The sequence below is a fragment of the Streptomyces sp. NBC_00569 genome, assembly GCF_036345255.1.
Lineage (GTDB): Bacteria > Actinomycetota > Actinomycetes > Streptomycetales > Streptomycetaceae > Streptomyces.
The window spans coordinates 3,488,315-3,504,216 of sequence record NZ_CP107783.1 but is presented as its reverse complement, the minus strand read 5'-3'; the positions used below and the strand labels follow the sequence as shown (position 1 = coordinate 3,504,216).

At 70.3% G+C, this 15,902-nt stretch carries 15 protein-coding genes; 10 read left to right on the top strand and 5 right to left on the bottom strand.

What is annotated here, in order from left to right; translation table 11 throughout:
• The first annotated feature begins 63 nt into the window (after nucleotides 1–63).
• Complete coding sequence (locus tag OHO83_RS15625) at nucleotides 64–1,503, top strand: gamma-aminobutyraldehyde dehydrogenase (protein ID WP_227297499.1); 1,440 nt, start codon at nucleotides 64–66, stop codon at nucleotides 1,501–1,503.
• A gap of 197 nt (nucleotides 1,504–1,700) precedes the next feature.
• The gene (locus tag OHO83_RS15620; RefSeq protein ID WP_266676675.1) at nucleotides 1,701–2,894 is read left to right on the top strand and encodes a polyamine ABC transporter substrate-binding protein; all 1,194 of its coding nucleotides are present in this window, start codon (nucleotides 1,701–1,703) and stop codon (nucleotides 2,892–2,894) included.
• Nucleotides 2,895–2,936: 42 nt separating this feature from the next.
• On the opposite strand, the gene OHO83_RS15615 is transcribed toward OHO83_RS15620, so the two are convergent.
• From OHO83_RS15615 to OHO83_RS15605, 3 genes are all read right to left on the bottom strand, one after another.
• Nucleotides 2,937–3,332, bottom strand: coding sequence for a hypothetical protein (locus tag OHO83_RS15615; RefSeq protein ID WP_266674674.1), 396 nt, complete (start codon nucleotides 3,330–3,332; stop codon nucleotides 2,937–2,939).
• Nucleotides 3,333–3,576: 244 nt separating this feature from the next.
• The gene (locus OHO83_RS15610; protein ID WP_266674675.1) at nucleotides 3,577–4,257 is read right to left on the bottom strand and encodes a glycerophosphodiester phosphodiesterase; all 681 of its coding nucleotides are present in this window, start codon (nucleotides 4,255–4,257) and stop codon (nucleotides 3,577–3,579) included.
• 21 nt (nucleotides 4,258–4,278) lie between these two features.
• A complete protein-coding gene (locus OHO83_RS15605) occupies nucleotides 4,279–5,361 on the bottom strand; it encodes an adenosine deaminase (protein ID WP_389567623.1) in 1,083 nt (360 codons plus the stop codon).
• Between the two features lie 87 nt (nucleotides 5,362–5,448).
• On the opposite strand from OHO83_RS15605, the gene OHO83_RS15600 reads away from it, so the two are divergent.
• Entirely contained in the window at nucleotides 5,449–6,468 is a 1,020-nt protein-coding gene (locus OHO83_RS15600) for a DUF4190 domain-containing protein (RefSeq protein ID WP_266674677.1), read from the top strand.
• Between the two features lie 115 nt (nucleotides 6,469–6,583).
• Here the strand turns inward: OHO83_RS15600 and OHO83_RS15595 are convergent, their stop codons facing one another.
• Nucleotides 6,584–7,171 carry an NADAR family protein gene (locus tag OHO83_RS15595; protein WP_266674679.1) on the bottom strand — a complete coding sequence of 196 codons (588 nt, stop codon included), beginning with the start codon at nucleotides 7,169–7,171 and terminating at the stop codon, nucleotides 6,584–6,586.
• 207 nt (nucleotides 7,172–7,378) lie between these two features.
• Between OHO83_RS15595 and OHO83_RS15590 the strand changes: the two genes are divergently transcribed.
• The 7 genes from OHO83_RS15590 to OHO83_RS15560 all read left to right on the top strand — a co-directional run bounded on the left by OHO83_RS15590 (nucleotide 7,379) and on the right by OHO83_RS15560 (nucleotide 15,184).
• Nucleotides 7,379–8,908, top strand: coding sequence for a gamma-aminobutyraldehyde dehydrogenase (locus tag OHO83_RS15590; protein ID WP_266674681.1), 1,530 nt, complete (start codon nucleotides 7,379–7,381; stop codon nucleotides 8,906–8,908).
• 71 nt (nucleotides 8,909–8,979) lie between these two features.
• The gene (locus tag OHO83_RS15585; protein WP_330279620.1) at nucleotides 8,980–10,227 is read left to right on the top strand and encodes a polyamine ABC transporter substrate-binding protein; all 1,248 of its coding nucleotides are present in this window, start codon (nucleotides 8,980–8,982) and stop codon (nucleotides 10,225–10,227) included.
• Nucleotides 10,228–10,275: 48 nt separating this feature from the next.
• Entirely contained in the window at nucleotides 10,276–11,430 is a 1,155-nt protein-coding gene (locus tag OHO83_RS15580) for an ABC transporter ATP-binding protein (protein ID WP_266674685.1), read from the top strand.
• Nucleotides 11,427–12,362 (top strand): ABC transporter permease, encoded by a 936-nt coding sequence (locus OHO83_RS15575; protein ID WP_266674687.1) that lies wholly within the window; start codon nucleotides 11,427–11,429, stop codon nucleotides 12,360–12,362. Before OHO83_RS15580 ends, OHO83_RS15575 begins: the two co-directional genes overlap by 4 nt.
• On the top strand, nucleotides 12,362–13,159 hold the full coding sequence (locus OHO83_RS15570) for an ABC transporter permease (protein ID WP_266674689.1): 798 nt from the start codon (nucleotides 12,362–12,364) through the stop codon (nucleotides 13,157–13,159). Before OHO83_RS15575 ends, OHO83_RS15570 begins: the two co-directional genes overlap by 1 nt.
• Nucleotides 13,160–13,172: 13 nt before the next feature.
• Complete coding sequence (locus tag OHO83_RS15565; protein WP_266674691.1) at nucleotides 13,173–14,600, top strand: NAD(P)/FAD-dependent oxidoreductase; 1,428 nt, start codon at nucleotides 13,173–13,175, stop codon at nucleotides 14,598–14,600.
• A 116-nt stretch (nucleotides 14,601–14,716) separates the two neighbouring features.
• Nucleotides 14,717–15,184 (top strand): hypothetical protein, encoded by a 468-nt coding sequence (locus OHO83_RS15560; RefSeq protein WP_266674692.1) that lies wholly within the window; start codon nucleotides 14,717–14,719, stop codon nucleotides 15,182–15,184.
• 19 nt (nucleotides 15,185–15,203) lie between these two features.
• Here OHO83_RS15560 and OHO83_RS15555 read toward each other — a convergent pair whose 3' ends face one another.
• Nucleotides 15,204–15,884: a phosphatase PAP2 family protein gene (locus OHO83_RS15555; protein WP_323186934.1), complete on the bottom strand. Its 681-nt coding sequence runs from the start codon at nucleotides 15,882–15,884 to the stop codon at nucleotides 15,204–15,206.
• Nucleotides 15,885–15,902 lie beyond the last annotated feature (18 nt).

The following is a 15,902-nucleotide window of genomic DNA, read 5'->3' as shown; positions in this document are numbered from 1 at the left end:
CGTGGGACTACGGATTAGGGTGGTATCTCATCCAATGGACATCCGACCAGGAGGGCCGCCTCAGTGACCAGCGAGCTGCGTCGTCTGCGCAATTACATCGACGGTGAGTTCCGGGACGCCGCCGACGGACGGACCACCGAGGTGGTCAACCCGGCCAACGGTGAGGCGTACGCGACCGCCCCCCTGTCCGGCGACGCCGATGTGGACGCCGCCATGGCCGCCGCCGCTGCCGCGTTCCCGGCCTGGCGCGACCTCACCCCCAGTGAGCGCCAGAAGGCCCTCCTCAAGATCGCGGACGCGTTCGAGGAGCGGGCCGAGGAGCTCATCGCCGCCGAGGTCGAGAACACCGGCAAGCCGACCGGCCTGACCCGGTCCGAGGAAATCCCGCCCATGGTCGACCAGATCCGCTTCTTCGCGGGTGCGGCGCGCATGCTCGAGGGCCGCTCGGCCGGCGAGTACATGGAGGGCCTGACCTCGATCATCCGCCGCGAGCCCATCGGCGTCTGTGCCCAGGTCGCGCCGTGGAACTACCCGATGATGATGGCCGTCTGGAAGTTCGCCCCGGCGCTCGCCGCGGGCAACACGGTCGTCCTGAAGCCGTCGGACACCACCCCGGCCTCCACGGTTCTGATCGCCGAGATCATCGGCTCCATCGTCCCCAAGGGTGTCTTCAACGTCATCTGCGGTGACCGCGAGACCGGCCGCGCGATGGTCGAGCACAAGACCCCGGCGATGGCCTCCATCACCGGCTCCGTGCGCGCCGGCATCTCGGTGGCCGAGTCCGCCGCCAAGGACGTCAAGCGCGTCCACCTGGAGCTCGGCGGCAAGGCCCCGGTCGTCGTCTTCGAGGACACGGACATCGCCAAGGCCGTCGAGGACATCTCGACGGCGGGCTTCTTCAACGCGGGCCAGGACTGCACGGCCGCCACCCGCGTCCTCGTCCACGAGTCCATCCACGACGAGTTCGTCCAGGCCCTCGCCAAGGCGGCGGCCGACACGAAGACCGGCCAGCCGGACGACGAGGACGTGCTCTACGGGCCCCTCAACAACCCGAACCAGCTCGCCCAGGTCACCGGCTTCATCGAGCGCCTGCCCGCGCACGCCAAGGTCGAGGCCGGCGGCCACCGGGTCGGCGACAAGGGCTACTTCTACGCCCCGACCGTCGTCTCGGGCGTCAAGCAGGACGACGAGATCATCCAGAACGAGGTCTTCGGCCCGGTCATCACCGTCCAGTCCTTCGCGGACGAGGCGCAGGCCGTCGAGTGGGCGAACGGCGTGGAGTACGCGCTGGCCTCCTCGGTCTGGACGAAGGACCACGCGCGCGCGATGCGCATGTCCAAGATCCTCGACTTCGGCTGTGTGTGGATCAACACGCACATCCCGCTGGTCGCCGAGATGCCGCACGGCGGCTTCAAGAAGTCCGGCTATGGCAAGGACCTGTCGGCGTACGGCTTCGACGACTACACGCGCATCAAGCACGTCATGACGTCGATCGAGGGCTGATCAGCGGCACCGACTCGCTCCACCCGCCCCCGCGTGGCTCCGGCCGCGCGGGGGCGGTCGCGTGTCCGGGCAGGTGGGTGCGCGGCGGGGTGCCGGGTGATCGACAGTGTGTCGGCTCTCACCTCGTCGGCTTGACGCAGCGTCCATTGTCCGGCCCCGCTGGCCGCGGGCATCCTGCACGGGTGCGAGCGACCCCGATGAACCCCAAGCCGTCCTTGTCCCGCCGTTCCCTGCTGCGTGCCCTGGGCGGAGGTGCCACGGCCGCGGCGGTCGGCGCGCTCGCCTCGGGATGCGGTGTGCCCGCCGCCTACGTCGCGCCGGGGGACCGCGCCGCGACGGACCGCTCCGGCAGCGACAAGCGGCTCGTCTTCGCCAACTGGCCGCTCTACATCGACGTCGACGACGACGATCCGTCGAAGCGGCCCACGCTCGACGCCTTCCGGAAGCAGACCGGGATCGACGTCAAGTACATCGAAGAGATCAACGACAACGACGAGTTCTTCGGCAAGATCAGCCCGTCCCTGATGAACCATCAGAAGACCGGCCGGGACCTCATCGTCATCAGCGACTGGATGTGCGCCAAGTTCGTGACGCTCGGCTGGGTCCAGGAGATGGACCGTGCCCGGCAGCCGCACGTCGCCAAGTACCTCGACCCGCTGCTGCGTTCACCGCACTTCGACCCCGGCCGCAAGTACACCGTGCCGTGGCAGTCGGGCATCACCGGCATCGCGTACAACAAGCGCAGGGTCGGGCGCGAGATCAGGCACGTGTCCGACCTGTGGGCGGCCGACCTCAAGGGCAAGGTCACGCTGCTGTCCGGGCTCGACGAGTCGTTCGCGCTGCTCATGCAGGGCAACGGCGTCGACATCACCCGGTGGACCCCGGACGACTTCCACCGCGTGTGCGACCAGGTCGAGAAGCGCGTCAAGAGCCATCACATCCGCCGCTTCACCGGCAACGACTACATCAAGGACCTCTCCAGCGGCGACGTCCTCGCCTGTCAGGCCTACAGCGGGGACGTCATCCAGCTCCAGGCCGACGACCCGGACATCGAGTTCGTCGTGCCCGAGGAGGGCGGCGAGCTGTGGGCCGAGTCGCTGATGATCCCCAACCTCGCCGACCACAAGCGCAACGCCGAGAGCCTCATCGACTACTACTACCGGCCGGAGGTCGCCGCCGAGCTGGCCACCTGGGTCAACTACGTGAGCCCCGTGCCGGCCGCCCGCGAGATCCTCGCCGACTCGAAGGACAAGGACACCGCGGCACTCGCCGAGGACCCGCTGATCTTCCCCGACGACACGATGCGCCGACGCCTCGCGATCGCGCGCGACATCACGTCCGAGGAGCGCCCGGAATTCGCCAAGCGGTGGAACGCGATCGCGGGGCTGTGAGATCGCGGGGTGGCGTGAGCGGGCCGGCCGGTTCCGGTCCGGTCAGTTCCACAGCGGAGTGGTCATGACCTTCTGGAACGCGTCCGGGTGGCCGTTCGGGTAGCTGAGCGTGATCCGGGAGTAGTGCTGGGTGTCCTGGTGCTTGGTCCAGGACTGCGGCCGGTCGAGGCGGACCGTGACGCGGTACGAGCGGAACTTGCCCGCGGCGCAGTACGGCTTGCAGTCGTTCACCCAGCTCGTGCCCGTGGCCACCGCCTTGCTCGGGCCCCACTGCGACCAGTGGAGCGAGGTGAGGCGGCTGTTGCCGTCCCCGCAAGCGAGCAGGAAGTCCGTCGGTCGCACCTGCGGCTGCCAGGTGCAGTTGACGATCACGGGGACGCCGGTCCCATGCTGCGGCTCGGGCTTCGGTGCCGCGGCGGAGGCGGAGGCCGGAGCCATGGCTGCTGCGAGGGACGCGGCTGCACAGAGTGCGAGCGCTGCCTTCAGTGTGTTGCTCCGCAAAGTATGCTCCCGGCCGATCGGGGGGCCCTGGGCCCCGTGGTGCTCGTTCCGACGCTAAGGCCGCTGCGTGAGATGCGCCACTCGGACGGCCTAGTGTCGCGCGGACGGGTGCAGGCGCACAGGTCGGCGCTTGATCACCGCCATGCCGAGGCCCCCGCGACGGGCCGCGGGGAGCCGGTGGTCAGTCGCGGCGCAGCCCGCACAGGACGTCGATGCGGTTGGTCGTGACCGAGTCGACGCCGAGGCCGAGGAGACGGCGCATCGCCGACTTCGTGTCCGGTGTCCACGCGGACACCAGCAGGCCCTGGCGGTGCACATGGGCCGTCAGCTCCCGACTGACCAGCGGGAAACGGTAGTTGAGCCAGGTGGGCCTGATCGCTTCGAGCACGCCCGGCCGCGGCGGGGCCAGCGTCGTCCAGGTCAGCGCGATCTCGGCGGCCGGGTCGGCGCGCCGCACCTCCAGCATCGTCTCGGCGCCCGCGCAGTAGTAGGCACGCTCACCGGCGTCGCCGTCACGGATGACGCCGATGACCGTACGGACCGTGCGCACGTCCGCGCCCGGCAGGTCCACCATCACCCGCCGCTCGGCCAGTACCTCAAGGGCCTGTTCGAGGGTGGGCACGCCGCCCGCGGTGAGGCCGCGCACCTCGTCGTACGAGAGCGCGGAGAGCGGGCGGTCGTGGTCCCACAGCCGCTTGAGTGTGGAGTCGTGCAGCAGTACGGGCACGCCGTCGCGGGTCAGACGGACGTCGATCTCGACCGCGTCCGCCCCCTGCTCCAGCGCGGAGCGCAGGGAGGCGAGGGTGTTCTCACGGACGCGGTAGGGGTCGCCCCGGTGGGCCACGGCAGTCACGGTACGCATGGCCTCATTGTGGTCAGCCGGTCATGCCCGGGCGAGCCACGTGTCCGTGTAGGTCTCGATCTCCGCGGCGATACGGGCCTTGCCCGGCTCGTCCAGGAACGACGCGTCCACCGCGTTCCTGGCGAGCGCGGCCACGCCCCGCTCGTCGAGGTCGAGGAGGCGGGCGGCGACGGCGTACTCGCTGTTGAGGTCCGTGCCGAACATCGGCGGGTCGTCGGAGTTGACGGTGACGACGACCCCGGCGTCGACGAACTGCCTGATGGGGTGCTCGTCGAGGGTCTTCACGGCGCGCGTCGCGATGTTCGACGTCGGGCAGACCTCGAGCGGGATGCGGTGCTCGGCGAGGTGGGCGAGGAGCTTCGGGTCCTGGGCGGAGGTCGTGCCGTGGCCGATGCGTTCGGCGCCGAGGTGGACCAGCGCGTCCCAGACCGTCCCGGGGCCCGTCGTCTCGCCGGCGTGCGGCACGGAGTGCAGGCCCGCGGCGATCGCGCGGTCGAAGTACGGCTTGAACTGGGGTCGCGGCACGCCGATCTCGGGACCGCCGAGCCCGAAGGAGACCAGGCCCTCCGGGCGGATCGTGTCGGTGGTCGCGAGCCGCACGGTCTCCTCGGCGGACTCGAGCCCGGCCTCGCCGGGGATGTCGAAGCACCAGCGCAGCACGGTGCCGAACTCGGCCTCGGCCGCCTTGCGGGCGTCCTCGATCGCCTCCATGAAGGCGTACTCGTCGATGCCGCGGCGGACGGAGGAGTACGGGGTGATGGTCAGCTCGGCGTAGCGCACGTTCTGCCGGGCCAGGTCCCGTGCGACCTCGAACGTGAGGAGGCGGACGTCCTCCGGAGTGCGCACGAGGTCGACGACCGAGAGGTATACGTCGATGAAGTGCGCGAAGTCCGTGAACGTGAAGTAGTCGGCCAGCGCCTCGGGGTCCGTGGGGACCTTGGAGTCCGGGTGGCGGGCCGCGAGCGTGGAGACGATCCGGGGGGACGCCGAGCCGACGTGGTGCACATGCAGCTCTGCCTTTGGCAGTCCGGCGATAAAGGCATGCAGATCGGTCACGGATTCCTCCCCAGGAACTTGGTTGATCGGCTGATCGGTGGGTCGCAGTCATCGTAGGCGTGCCCCGGCCACGCCCCGGCGGCGGCCGTAGCATGACGGGACGTCTGGGTGGGAGAAGAAGGGGACGAGCGAGCGATGTCCGAGGACACAGAGGGCAGAGAGGGCGCCGAGGGCGCCGACGGTCCGGTCACTTCGCCGGAGCGGGGGACGGGGACGGGGACAGGGCCGGGGGACCGGGGTGCGGGGGACCCGCCCGCGAGCAGGGTGTCCCTGGGGAAACGGGACCCGGACCCGTGGGCGGCCCCGGCCGCCCAGGCGGACCCGGGCCCGCGGGACGCGGTGCCGCAGAACGCCGCCGGGCCGGCTGCTCAGGCGCCCGCGCATCCGTTCGCCCCGCCGTCGCAGGGGGAGACGCCGGTGGACCCGTTCAGGCCGCCGTCGCACGCCGAGACGCAGGTGGACGCCTTCGCCGCGCCGTCGTCCCCGTCCTCGCCCACTCCGCCCGGCGAGCCGTACAACCCGTTCGCCCCGCCCTCCCCGGGCGCCGCGCCGGCCCCCGGCCCCTGGTCACAACAGCCGCAGCACCCGCACCCGTACGCACACGCCCAGCCGCCGGGTGCCCCCTACGCGATGCCTCCCGGTTACCCGGCGCCGCAGGCCGGTGCCCCCTGGGCACCGAGCGCCAACCCCTTCGCGCCGCCCGGAGAACCCGTGCCCCCGCCGCCCGTCTCGCCCGACGGGCCCGGGCAGATGCACTACGGCTACCCGGCCGCCCCTTACGGCTACGGACACCACGCGGCGACCGGCCCGGCCCCGATGCCCTACGGTGGTCCCGGCTACGGCTGGCCCGGGATGCAGCCGCGTCCCGCGAACGGTATGGGCGTCGCCGCCCTGACGCTCGGGATCATCTCGGCCGTGGGATTCATTCTGTGGCCGATCGCGATCGTGGTCGGGATCCTCGCCATCATCTTCGGCGCCATCGGCCGTGCGAAGGCGACCCGGGGCGAGGCCACGAACCGGGGCCAGGCACTGGCCGGACTGATCTGCGGCATCGGCGGACTGGTGCTCGCGCTGGTCCTGATGTTCTTCGTCATCGCCGACAGCAACTCGTCGAGCGACAGCAGCGACGACGGCGGCTACTCCGCCGCCCGGTAGGCCGGAGACCCGCAGGTTACGTGCCGGCAGGACACCGGCACGTAAGACATCGAGGCGCAGGACACCGGTAGGCAGAACACCGGCAAGCAGAACATCGGTGACGGGGGCCGGGCCGTCAGGCCCGGTCCGCCAGCCGCTCGCGCGCCGCCATCAGCGCGAACCCGAGCAGATTGGGCCCACGCCATCGCCTCGGGTCGCCGGCGGCCTCCGCGTCGGCCGCGAGTCCGATGCCCCACACGCGGTCGAGCGGGCTGGCCTCGACCAGAACACGCTCGCCCGTCCCGAGCAGGAACTCCCGCAGATCCGCGTGCGCCGCGAACTTGTGCACGCTGCCCTCGACGACGATCCCGAACCGCTCGCGCGCCCAGACGTCCTCGTCGAAGCCGCGCACGAGGCGCCCCGCCTTCTTGGCCTGTGAGGGATGGGCCGCCCCGACGGCTCGGCGCTCGGCCTCCGCGTCCCCGAACAGCCGGGCCTTCGCGGCCATCATCCGGTGCTCGGCCGTCGCGTACTCGACCCCGTCCACCGTGAACGGCGCGACCCACCACTGACTGAGGCAGCTCGCCCCGACCGTGCCGTCCGCCCGCGGCGTGTGCCCCCAGAAGTGCAGGTACTTGACCCGTACACCCGCTTCCACCGCCCTGACCAGCGAGTCCCGATCGTGGATGGGCGCGTTCCCCTCAAGCCTGTCGATCTTCCCCATGCACGCGAGTCTGGCACGCACCACGGACACTCCGTCCTTGGTTCTTCAGGGGGACTCGACACCTGGTCGACAGATTCCGTCGCGTAACCAAAAGGCAACAACGGAATCACTTGTTGCAGTACATCGCCTCTGTCAGGATCGGCACTCAAATCGAGCTGGAGCTACGCCGGCCCCGCGGGACGGGGCTTCCGGCGGAGGAGAGCGATAATGCACAACCCTGGCAACAGCACCCGCTTCCAGGCCCAGGACCGGTTCGCCGAGGGCGCCCAGTACATCGCGGGCCGTCTCACCAAGGGCACATCCGGCCGCACCCACGCAGTCGTCGACCCGGCCACGGGCCAGGACGTCTACACGTACGAACTGGCCGGCACCGAGGACGTCGACGCCGCCGTGGCCGCGGCCCGCGAGGCCTTCCCCGGCTGGGCCGGCGCCACGCCGGGCGAGCGTTCCGACGCGATGCACCGCTTCGCGGGCGTCCTGGCCGAGCACGCCGAGGACCTCGCGCAGGCCGAGTCCCTGCAGTGCGGCAAGCCCCTCAAGCTGAGCCGCGAGTTCGACGTCCCCGGGACCGTCGACAACACCGCGTTCTTCGCGGGCGCCGCCCGGCACCTCCAGGGCCAGTCCGCCGGCGAGTACAGCGGCGACCACACCTCGTACGTGCGGCGCGAAGCCATCGGTGTCGTCGGGTCCATCGCTCCCTGGAACTACCCGCTCCAGATGGCCGCCTGGAAGGTCCTTCCGGCGATCGCGGCGGGCAACACCATCGTGCTCAAGCCCGCCGAGCTGACCCCGCTCACCTCCCTCCTGTTCGCGCAGGCCGCGACCGAGGCGGGCATCCCCGACGGTGTCGTCAACATCGTCACGGGCGCGGGCAGGGACGCCGGCGAGCACCTCGTCGGACACCCCGACGTCGCCATGACCTCCTTCACCGGGTCGACGGGCGTCGGCAAGCGCGTCGCCGAGATCGCCACCTCCACCGTGAAGCGGCTGCATCTGGAGCTCGGCGGCAAGGCGCCGTTCGTCGTGTTCGACGACGCCGACCTGGAGGCCGCCGTGCACGGCGCGGTCGCGGGCGCCCTCATCAACACGGGCCAGGACTGCACCGCCGCCACGCGCGCGTACGTGCAGCGCCCCCTCTACGACGCCTTCGTGCAGGGCGTGGCCGACCTCATGGAGGGCATCCGGGTCGGCGACCCGTTCGCCCCGGACACCGACCTCGGCCCGCTGATCTCGCACGCCCAGCGCGACCGCGTCGCCGGATTCGTCGACCGGGCCCGCTCCTACGCGCGCGTGGTCGCCGGCGGCGTCATCCCCCAGGGCGACCTCGAGCAGGGGGCGTACTACCGGCCGACCCTCGTCGCGGACGCCGCCCAGGACAGTGAGATCGTCCAGGCCGAGATCTTCGGTCCGGTGCTCGTCGTGCTGCCCTTCGACAGCGACGACGAGGGCATCCGCCTCGCCAACGACACCCCCTACGGCCTGGCCGCCTCGGCCTGGACCAGGGACGTGTTCCGGGCGAACCGCGCCACCCGCGACATCAAGGCGGGCTGCGTCTGGGTCAACGACCACATCCCGATCCTCAGCGAGATGCCGCACGGTGGCTACAAGGCGTCCGGCTTCGGCAAGGACATGTCTGCCTACTCCTTCGAGGAGTACACGCAGATCAAGCACGTCATGTTCGACAACACCGCGGTCGCCCGGAAGGACTGGCACCGCACGATCTTCGGGGACCGATAGTCATCGGGCCGCCCTTCGGGGCGGCCGCACACCCTCCCGCAAGGGACCCTCCCGAAAGGGCATCCAAGCGCATGGAGCAGTACGAGTCCGACAGCCTGTCCCCGGTACAACTCGCCGCCATGCGGCGCAGTTTCCGCAACGGCAGGGCGGCCATGACCCGCCGTTCCCTGCTGCGCGCCTCCGCGGGCGGCGCGCTCGCCGTCGGCGGGATCGGGTCGCTGAGCGCCTGCGGCATCCCCGCGGCGAGCAAGAGCCAGGGCGGTGTCTCGTCCGAGGACCACTCGGCCAAGGAGAAGGTGGTCAACTTCTCCAACTGGACCGAGTACATCGACCTCAGCGACGACGAGAAGCACCGGCCCTCCCTGGACGCGTTCACCAAGCGCACCGGGATACAGGTCAAGTACACCGAGGACATCAACGACAACGTCGAGTTCTTCGGCAAGATCAAGCCGCAGCTCGCGGCGGGCCAGGACACCGGCCGGGACATCATCGTCCTCACCGACTGGCTGGCCGCCCGGCTGATCCGCTTCGGCTGGGTCCAGAAGCTCGACCCGGCCAACCTGCCCCACGCGTACGCGAACCTGTCCTCCCAGTTCCGCAACCCCGACTGGGACCCGGGCCGCGCCTACTCGTACCCGTGGCAGGGCATCGCCGTGGTCGTCGCGTACAACACCAAGGCCACGAACGGCAGGGAGGTCACCTCGGTCTCGCAGCTGTTCGACGACCCCAAGCTGAAGGGCAAGGTCGGCCTGCTCTCCGAGATGCGGGACACCGTCGGAATGACGCTGCTCGACATGGGCAAGGACCCGGGCACCTTCACGTCCGACGACTTCGACGCGGCCATAGCCCGGATGCAGAAGGCCGTCGACAGCAACCAGGTCCGCCGCTTCACCGGCAACGACTACATCTCCGACCTGAGCAAGGGCGACCTCGCGGCCTGTCTCGCCTGGTCGGGCGACATCGTGCAGCTCCAGGTCGACAACCCCGACATCAAGTTCCACATCCCCGACAGCGGTTTCATGTACGGGACGGACAACATGCTGATCCCCAACAAGGCCCGTCACAAGACGAACGCCGAAAGGCTCATCGACTACTACTACGAGCCTCCGGTCGCCGCCGAGCTGGCCGCCTGGATCAATTACGTCACCCCCGTCGACGGCGTGAAGCCCGAACTCGCCAAGATCGACAAGAAGATCGCGAACGACCCTCTGATCGTTCCCGACAAGACCATGAGCGCCAAGGCGCACGGTTTCCGCTCTCTCACCTCCAAGGAAGAGAAGGCGTTCGAAGAGAAGTTCGCCCAGCTCACCGGCGCGTGAGACCCGCAGCACCGAGCCCCCTGCCCCCTCGACTCCTTGGACTGCACCATGACGACAGAAAACGGCGGCGACGTCCGCCTTGCCGGGATCAGCAAGACCTACGGCTCCTTCACCGCCGTCAAGCCGCTGGACCTGACCGTGCCGCAGGGCTCCTTCTTCGCCCTCCTCGGCGCCTCGGGCTGCGGCAAGACCACGACCCTGCGGATGATCGCGGGGCTCGAGGAGCCCAGCTCCGGCACGGTCATGCTCGGCGACCAGGACGTCACCGCGCTGCCCCCCTACAAGCGCCCGGTGAACACCGTCTTCCAGTCGTACGCGCTGTTCCCGCACCTCGACATCTTCGAGAACGTCGCCTTCGGCCTGCGCCGACGCGGCATCAAGTCCGTGAAGAAGCAGGTCGGGGAGATGCTCGACCTGGTCCAGCTCGGCGAGCAGGCCCGCAAGAAGCCGCACCAGCTCTCCGGTGGCCAGCAGCAGCGCGTCGCCGTGGCGCGCGCCCTGATCAACCACCCCAAGGTGCTGCTCCTCGACGAGCCGCTGGGCGCCCTCGACCTCAAGCTGCGCCGCCAGATGCAGCTCGAACTCAAGCGCATCCAGACCGAGGTGGGCATCACGTTCGTCCATGTCACGCACGACCAGGAGGAGGCCATGACCATGGCCGACACCGTCGCCGTGATGAACGCGGGCCGCGTCGAACAGCTGGGCGCCCCGGCCGACCTGTACGAGAACCCGGGTTCCACGTTCGTCGCCAACTTCCTCGGCACGTCGAACTTCATCGAGGCCGAGGTGGCCGGCCGCAGCGGCGAGGACCTCACCCTGAAGGCCGGCGACGGCAAGCTCGTCCTGCCCGCCGCCCGCTGTACGGCCGCCGCCACCACCGGCGGGAAGGTCCTCGTCGGCGTGCGCCCCGAGAAGATCTCCCTCACCCACGCCGACGACGCGGGTTCCATACCCGACGGCCGCAACCGCATCACCGGCCGCGTCGCCGACAGCAGCTTCATCGGCGTCTCCACGCAGTACGTCATCGACAGCCCGCTGTGCGACTCCTTCGAGGTCTACTCCCAGAACATCGAGCGCGACAGCCGGCTCGCCCCCGGCGCCGAGGTCGTCCTGCACTGGAACCCCGCGCACACCTTCGGCCTCGACGCCGCCCAGGACATCGAGGCGGGCGCCGCGAAGGTCGAGGAGGACGCCGCCGCATGACGACCGTCACCGACACCCCCGCGGCGCCGCCGGCACCGCCGGCCGCCAAGACCGCGCGCCCGCCGCGCAAGCGCGGCCGCCTCGTCCCGTACTGGCTGCTGCTGCCCGGCCTCCTGTGGCTGGTCGTCTTCTTCGCCCTGCCGATGGTCTACCAGGCGTCCACGTCGATCCAGACGGGCTCCCTGGAGGACGGCTTCAAGGTCACCTGGCACTTCGCGACCTACTGGGACGCGCTCGGCGACTACTGGCCGCAGTTCCTGCGCTCGGTGCTGTACGCGGGCGCCGCCACGATCCTGTGCCTGGCGCTCGGCTACCCGCTGGCCTACCTCATCGCCTTTCGCGCGGGACGCTGGCGCAACGTCGTCCTCATCCTCGTCATCGCGCCGTTCTTCACCAGCTTCCTGATCCGCACGCTGGCCTGGAAGACGATCCTGTCCGACAGCGGCCCGGTCGTCAGCACGCTCAACAGCCTGCACATCCTGGACGTCACGAGCTGGATCGGCATGACGGACGGGAACCGCGTCCTCGCGACCCCGCTCGCCGTGATCTGCGGACTCACGTACAACTTCCTGCCGTTCATGATCCTGCCGCTCTACACCTCGCTGGAGCGCATCGACGGCCGGCTGCACGAGGCCGCGGGCGACCTGTACGCCACGCCCGCCACCACGTTCCGCAAGGTGACGTTCCCGCTCTCCATGCCGGGCGTCGTCTCCGGCACGCTGCTCACCTTCATCCCCGCCGCCGGTGACTACGTCAACGCGGACCTGCTCGGCTCCACCGACACCCGCATGGTCGGCAACGTCATCCAGACGCAGTTCCTGCGCATCCTGGACTACCCGACGGCGGCGGCGCTCTCCTTCATCCTGATGGCCGCGATCCTGATCATGGTCACCGTCTATATACGCCGGTCCGGAACGGAGGACTTGGTCTGATGCCCTTCGTACGCTGGCTGCGCCGCAATCTCGTCGTCATCGCGGGTCTGGTCACCCTCGGCTATCTGCTCCTGCCCAACGTCATCGTGACGGTGTTCTCCTTCAACAAGCCGAAGGGGCGCTTCAACTACGAATGGCAGGAGTTCTCGCTCGACGCGTGGACGAACCCCTGCGGCGTCGCCGACATGTGCGGCTCACTGTCGCTGAGCCTCCAGATCGCCCTGTGGGCGACCATCGGCGCCACCGTCCTCGGCACGATGATCGCCTTCGCCCTGGTCCGCTACCGCTTCCGCGCCCGCGGCGCCGTGAACTCGCTGATCTTCCTGCCGATGGCGATGCCCGAGGTCGTCATGGCCGCCTCGCTGCTCACGCTCTTCCTCAACATGGGCGCGCAGCTCGGCTTCTGGACGATCCTCATCGCCCACATCATGTTCTGCCTCAGCTTCGTCGTGACGGCCGTCAAGGCGCGCGTCATGTCGATGGACCCGCGCCTCGAACAGGCCGCCCAGGACCTCTACGCCGGTCCCGTCCAGACCTTCGTACGGGTCACCCTGCCGATCGCCGCGCCGGGCATCGCCGCGGGAGCGCTGCTCGCCTTCGCGCTCTCCTTCGACGACTTCATCATCACCAACTTCAACGCGGGCTCGACCGTGACCTTCCCCATGTTCGTCTGGGGATCGGCGCAGCGCGGTACGCCCGTTCAGATCAATGTCATCGGTACGGCGATGTTCATCGTCGCCGTGCTGCTCGTCCTTGCCGCGATGCTGGTCGGCAAGCGTAAGAACAAGGCAGTTTGAGGGAGTTGAAATCATGGCCGCACGTGCCATGAACCGTGGTACCGACTGGATCAGGTCACTGGCGGACGCCAAGCCGCTGTCCTACTGGCTGGACGACCCCGGCAGGCCCGGGGCCCGGCCGGCGCTCACCGGTGACGAACGCTGCGACCTGCTGGTCGTCGGCGGCGGCTACAGCGGCCTGTGGACCGCGCTCCTCGCCAAGGAGCGCGACCCCGGGCGCGATGTGGTCCTGCTCGAGGGGCAGGAGGTGGGCTGGGCGGCGTCCGGCCGCAACGGAGGCTTCTGCGCCGCCTCCCTCACGCACGGCGTCGCGAACGGGCTGGCCCGCTGGCCCGGCGAGATCGGGAAGCTGGAGGAGCTCGGCAACCGCAACCTCGACGCGATCGAGGACGCGGTCGCCCGCTACTCCATCGACTGCGACTTCGAGCGCACCGGCGAACTGGACGTGGCCACCGAGCCGCACCAGGTCACCGAACTCCAGGAGTTCCACCGGGAACTGACCGAGGCCGGGCTCGCCGGCGGCACCGAGCTGCTCGACGCCGACGCGACCCGTGAACAGGTCGACTCGCCCACCTTCCTCGGCGCCCTGTACGACCGGCGCGGTGTCGCGATGCTGCACCCCGCCAAGCTCGCCTGGGGCCTCAAGCAGGCCTGCCTCGACCTCGGCGTGCGCATCCACGAGCACACCCCCGCGCTCGAACTCTCCTCGTCCGGCGCCGGGACCGCGGTCCGCACCCCCTACGGGCGCGTCTTCGCCCAGCACGTCGCGCTCGGCACGAACGTCTTCCCGTCCCTGGTCAAGCGCGTGCGCTCGTACACCGTCCCGGTCTACGACTACGCGCTGATGACCGAGCCCCTGACCGACGACCAGCTGGCCTCCGTCGGCTGGAAGAACCGCCAGGGCCTCGGCGACTCGGCCAACCAGTTCCACTACTTCCGGCTGTCCGCAGACAACCGGATCCTGTGGGGCGGCTACGACGCGATCTATCCGTACGGCGGCCGGGTGCGCGCCGAGTACGACCACAGGCCCGAGACGTACGCGAAGCTCGCCGGCCAGTTCTTCACCTGCTTCCCGCAGTTGGAAGGGGTGCGCTTCAGCCACGCGTGGGGCGGCGCCATCGACACGTGCTCCCGCTTCTCCGCGTTCTTCGGTACGGCCCACAAGGGCCGCGTCGCGTACGCAGCCGGGTACACCGGCCTCGGTGTGGGCGCGACCCGCTTCGGCGCGGACGTGATGCTCGACCTGCTCTCCGGCGAGCGCACGGAACGTACGGAACTGGAGATGGTCCGCACGAAGCCGCTGCCCTTCCCGCCCGAGCCGTTCGCCTACACCGGGATCGCGCTCACCAAGTGGTCCCTGGCGCGCGCCGACGACAACGGCGGCCGGCGCAACCTGTGGCTGAAGGCGATGGACAAGGCGGGCCTCGGCTTCGACAGCTGACCCGGATCCGCGACAACTCGTGGGCAGAACCCGCGTAATGCTCGCGCCCCAGCCTCCTCTCCCTGGTGACACGCACAGCTTTCGGCAGTTGCGTACCAGGAAGAGGAGGTCCCGCCATGACTGGCTCGGGGGCGAAGTCGGCGGTCGAGTGGCTGGCGTCCGTGGCGCCTGATCCGGACGCCTGCCGCTGGGAATGGGAGCGCAACCCCCTCGGGGTCGCGCTCCTTCCCGCGGGCAGGCTCTGGGACGTACTGATCCTCCCCGGGGAGCTGGGGTACCCGACGCTCGACGTGCTCACGCGCGTCATGGACCGGCCGGGCCCCGTGCTCGCCGACTTCGGTGACGCGCGCATGGGCTTCTTCGTGCCCTCCGGCACGGCCGGCCGCTGGCTCGGCACAGGGGTGCGGGGCGCCGGCCGCGGCACCTGGATCGTCGTGCCGCATCCCCACCCGGGCCGCGCCGCCGGAGCCGTCCGCTGGCTGATCCCGCCCGACGGCTCGGGCACCCTCACCGACCCGACCGTTCTGGAACTGGCGATGCACGAGGCGGCGGCGCAGCTCGCGCGGGACGGCACGCGCGAGTAGCCCCGATGGGCCGGCCGGGTCAGCCGCGCGGCGCCCGGCCCGCCCACACCGCGCACATCACGTACAGCAGCACCACCGAGAGGCACCAGCCGCCGACGACGTCCAGCGGCCAGTGGTAGCCCCGCCGCACGAGACCGAAACCCACGGCCGCGTTCAGGACGGTGCAGCCGATGACGAGTTCCCGGCGCACGTAGGCGCCGCGCACGTACGGCAGCAGGAGGAGCAGACAGGCGCCGTACGCGACCGCGGCCGTCGTCGCGTGTCCCGACGGGTAGAAGCCGGTGCCGGGGCCCATCACGGCCGGGCCCGTCCGGGCGACGGTCTCCTTGATCGGGACGACCAGGAGCGGGACCGCGGCCATCGTGAGCGCGGCGGTGACGGGGCGCGTCCACCAGCGGGGCACACCGTCGCGGCGGGCGCGCCAGGCGGCGTAGCCGAGGACGGCGGCGAGGACCGGGAGGGCGACGGTGATGCTGCCGAGGTCGGCGAGGAGCTCGGCGGCCCGCTTCGGCAGGCGGCTGGATCCGATCGCGTCACCGAGGCGTTCGTCCGCGCGGCGCAGCGCACCGCCGGCGGCGATCTGCCAGGTGAGGAAGAGGAAGAGCAGGGCGCTCAGAACGGCGGCCCAGCGGAAAATGGCCGGCCGCCCCGGAACAGGGGGGGTAGTTCCGAGGCGGCCGATCTGACCGGTTTGCCGCACGCCCCGGGGGGTTTGGGG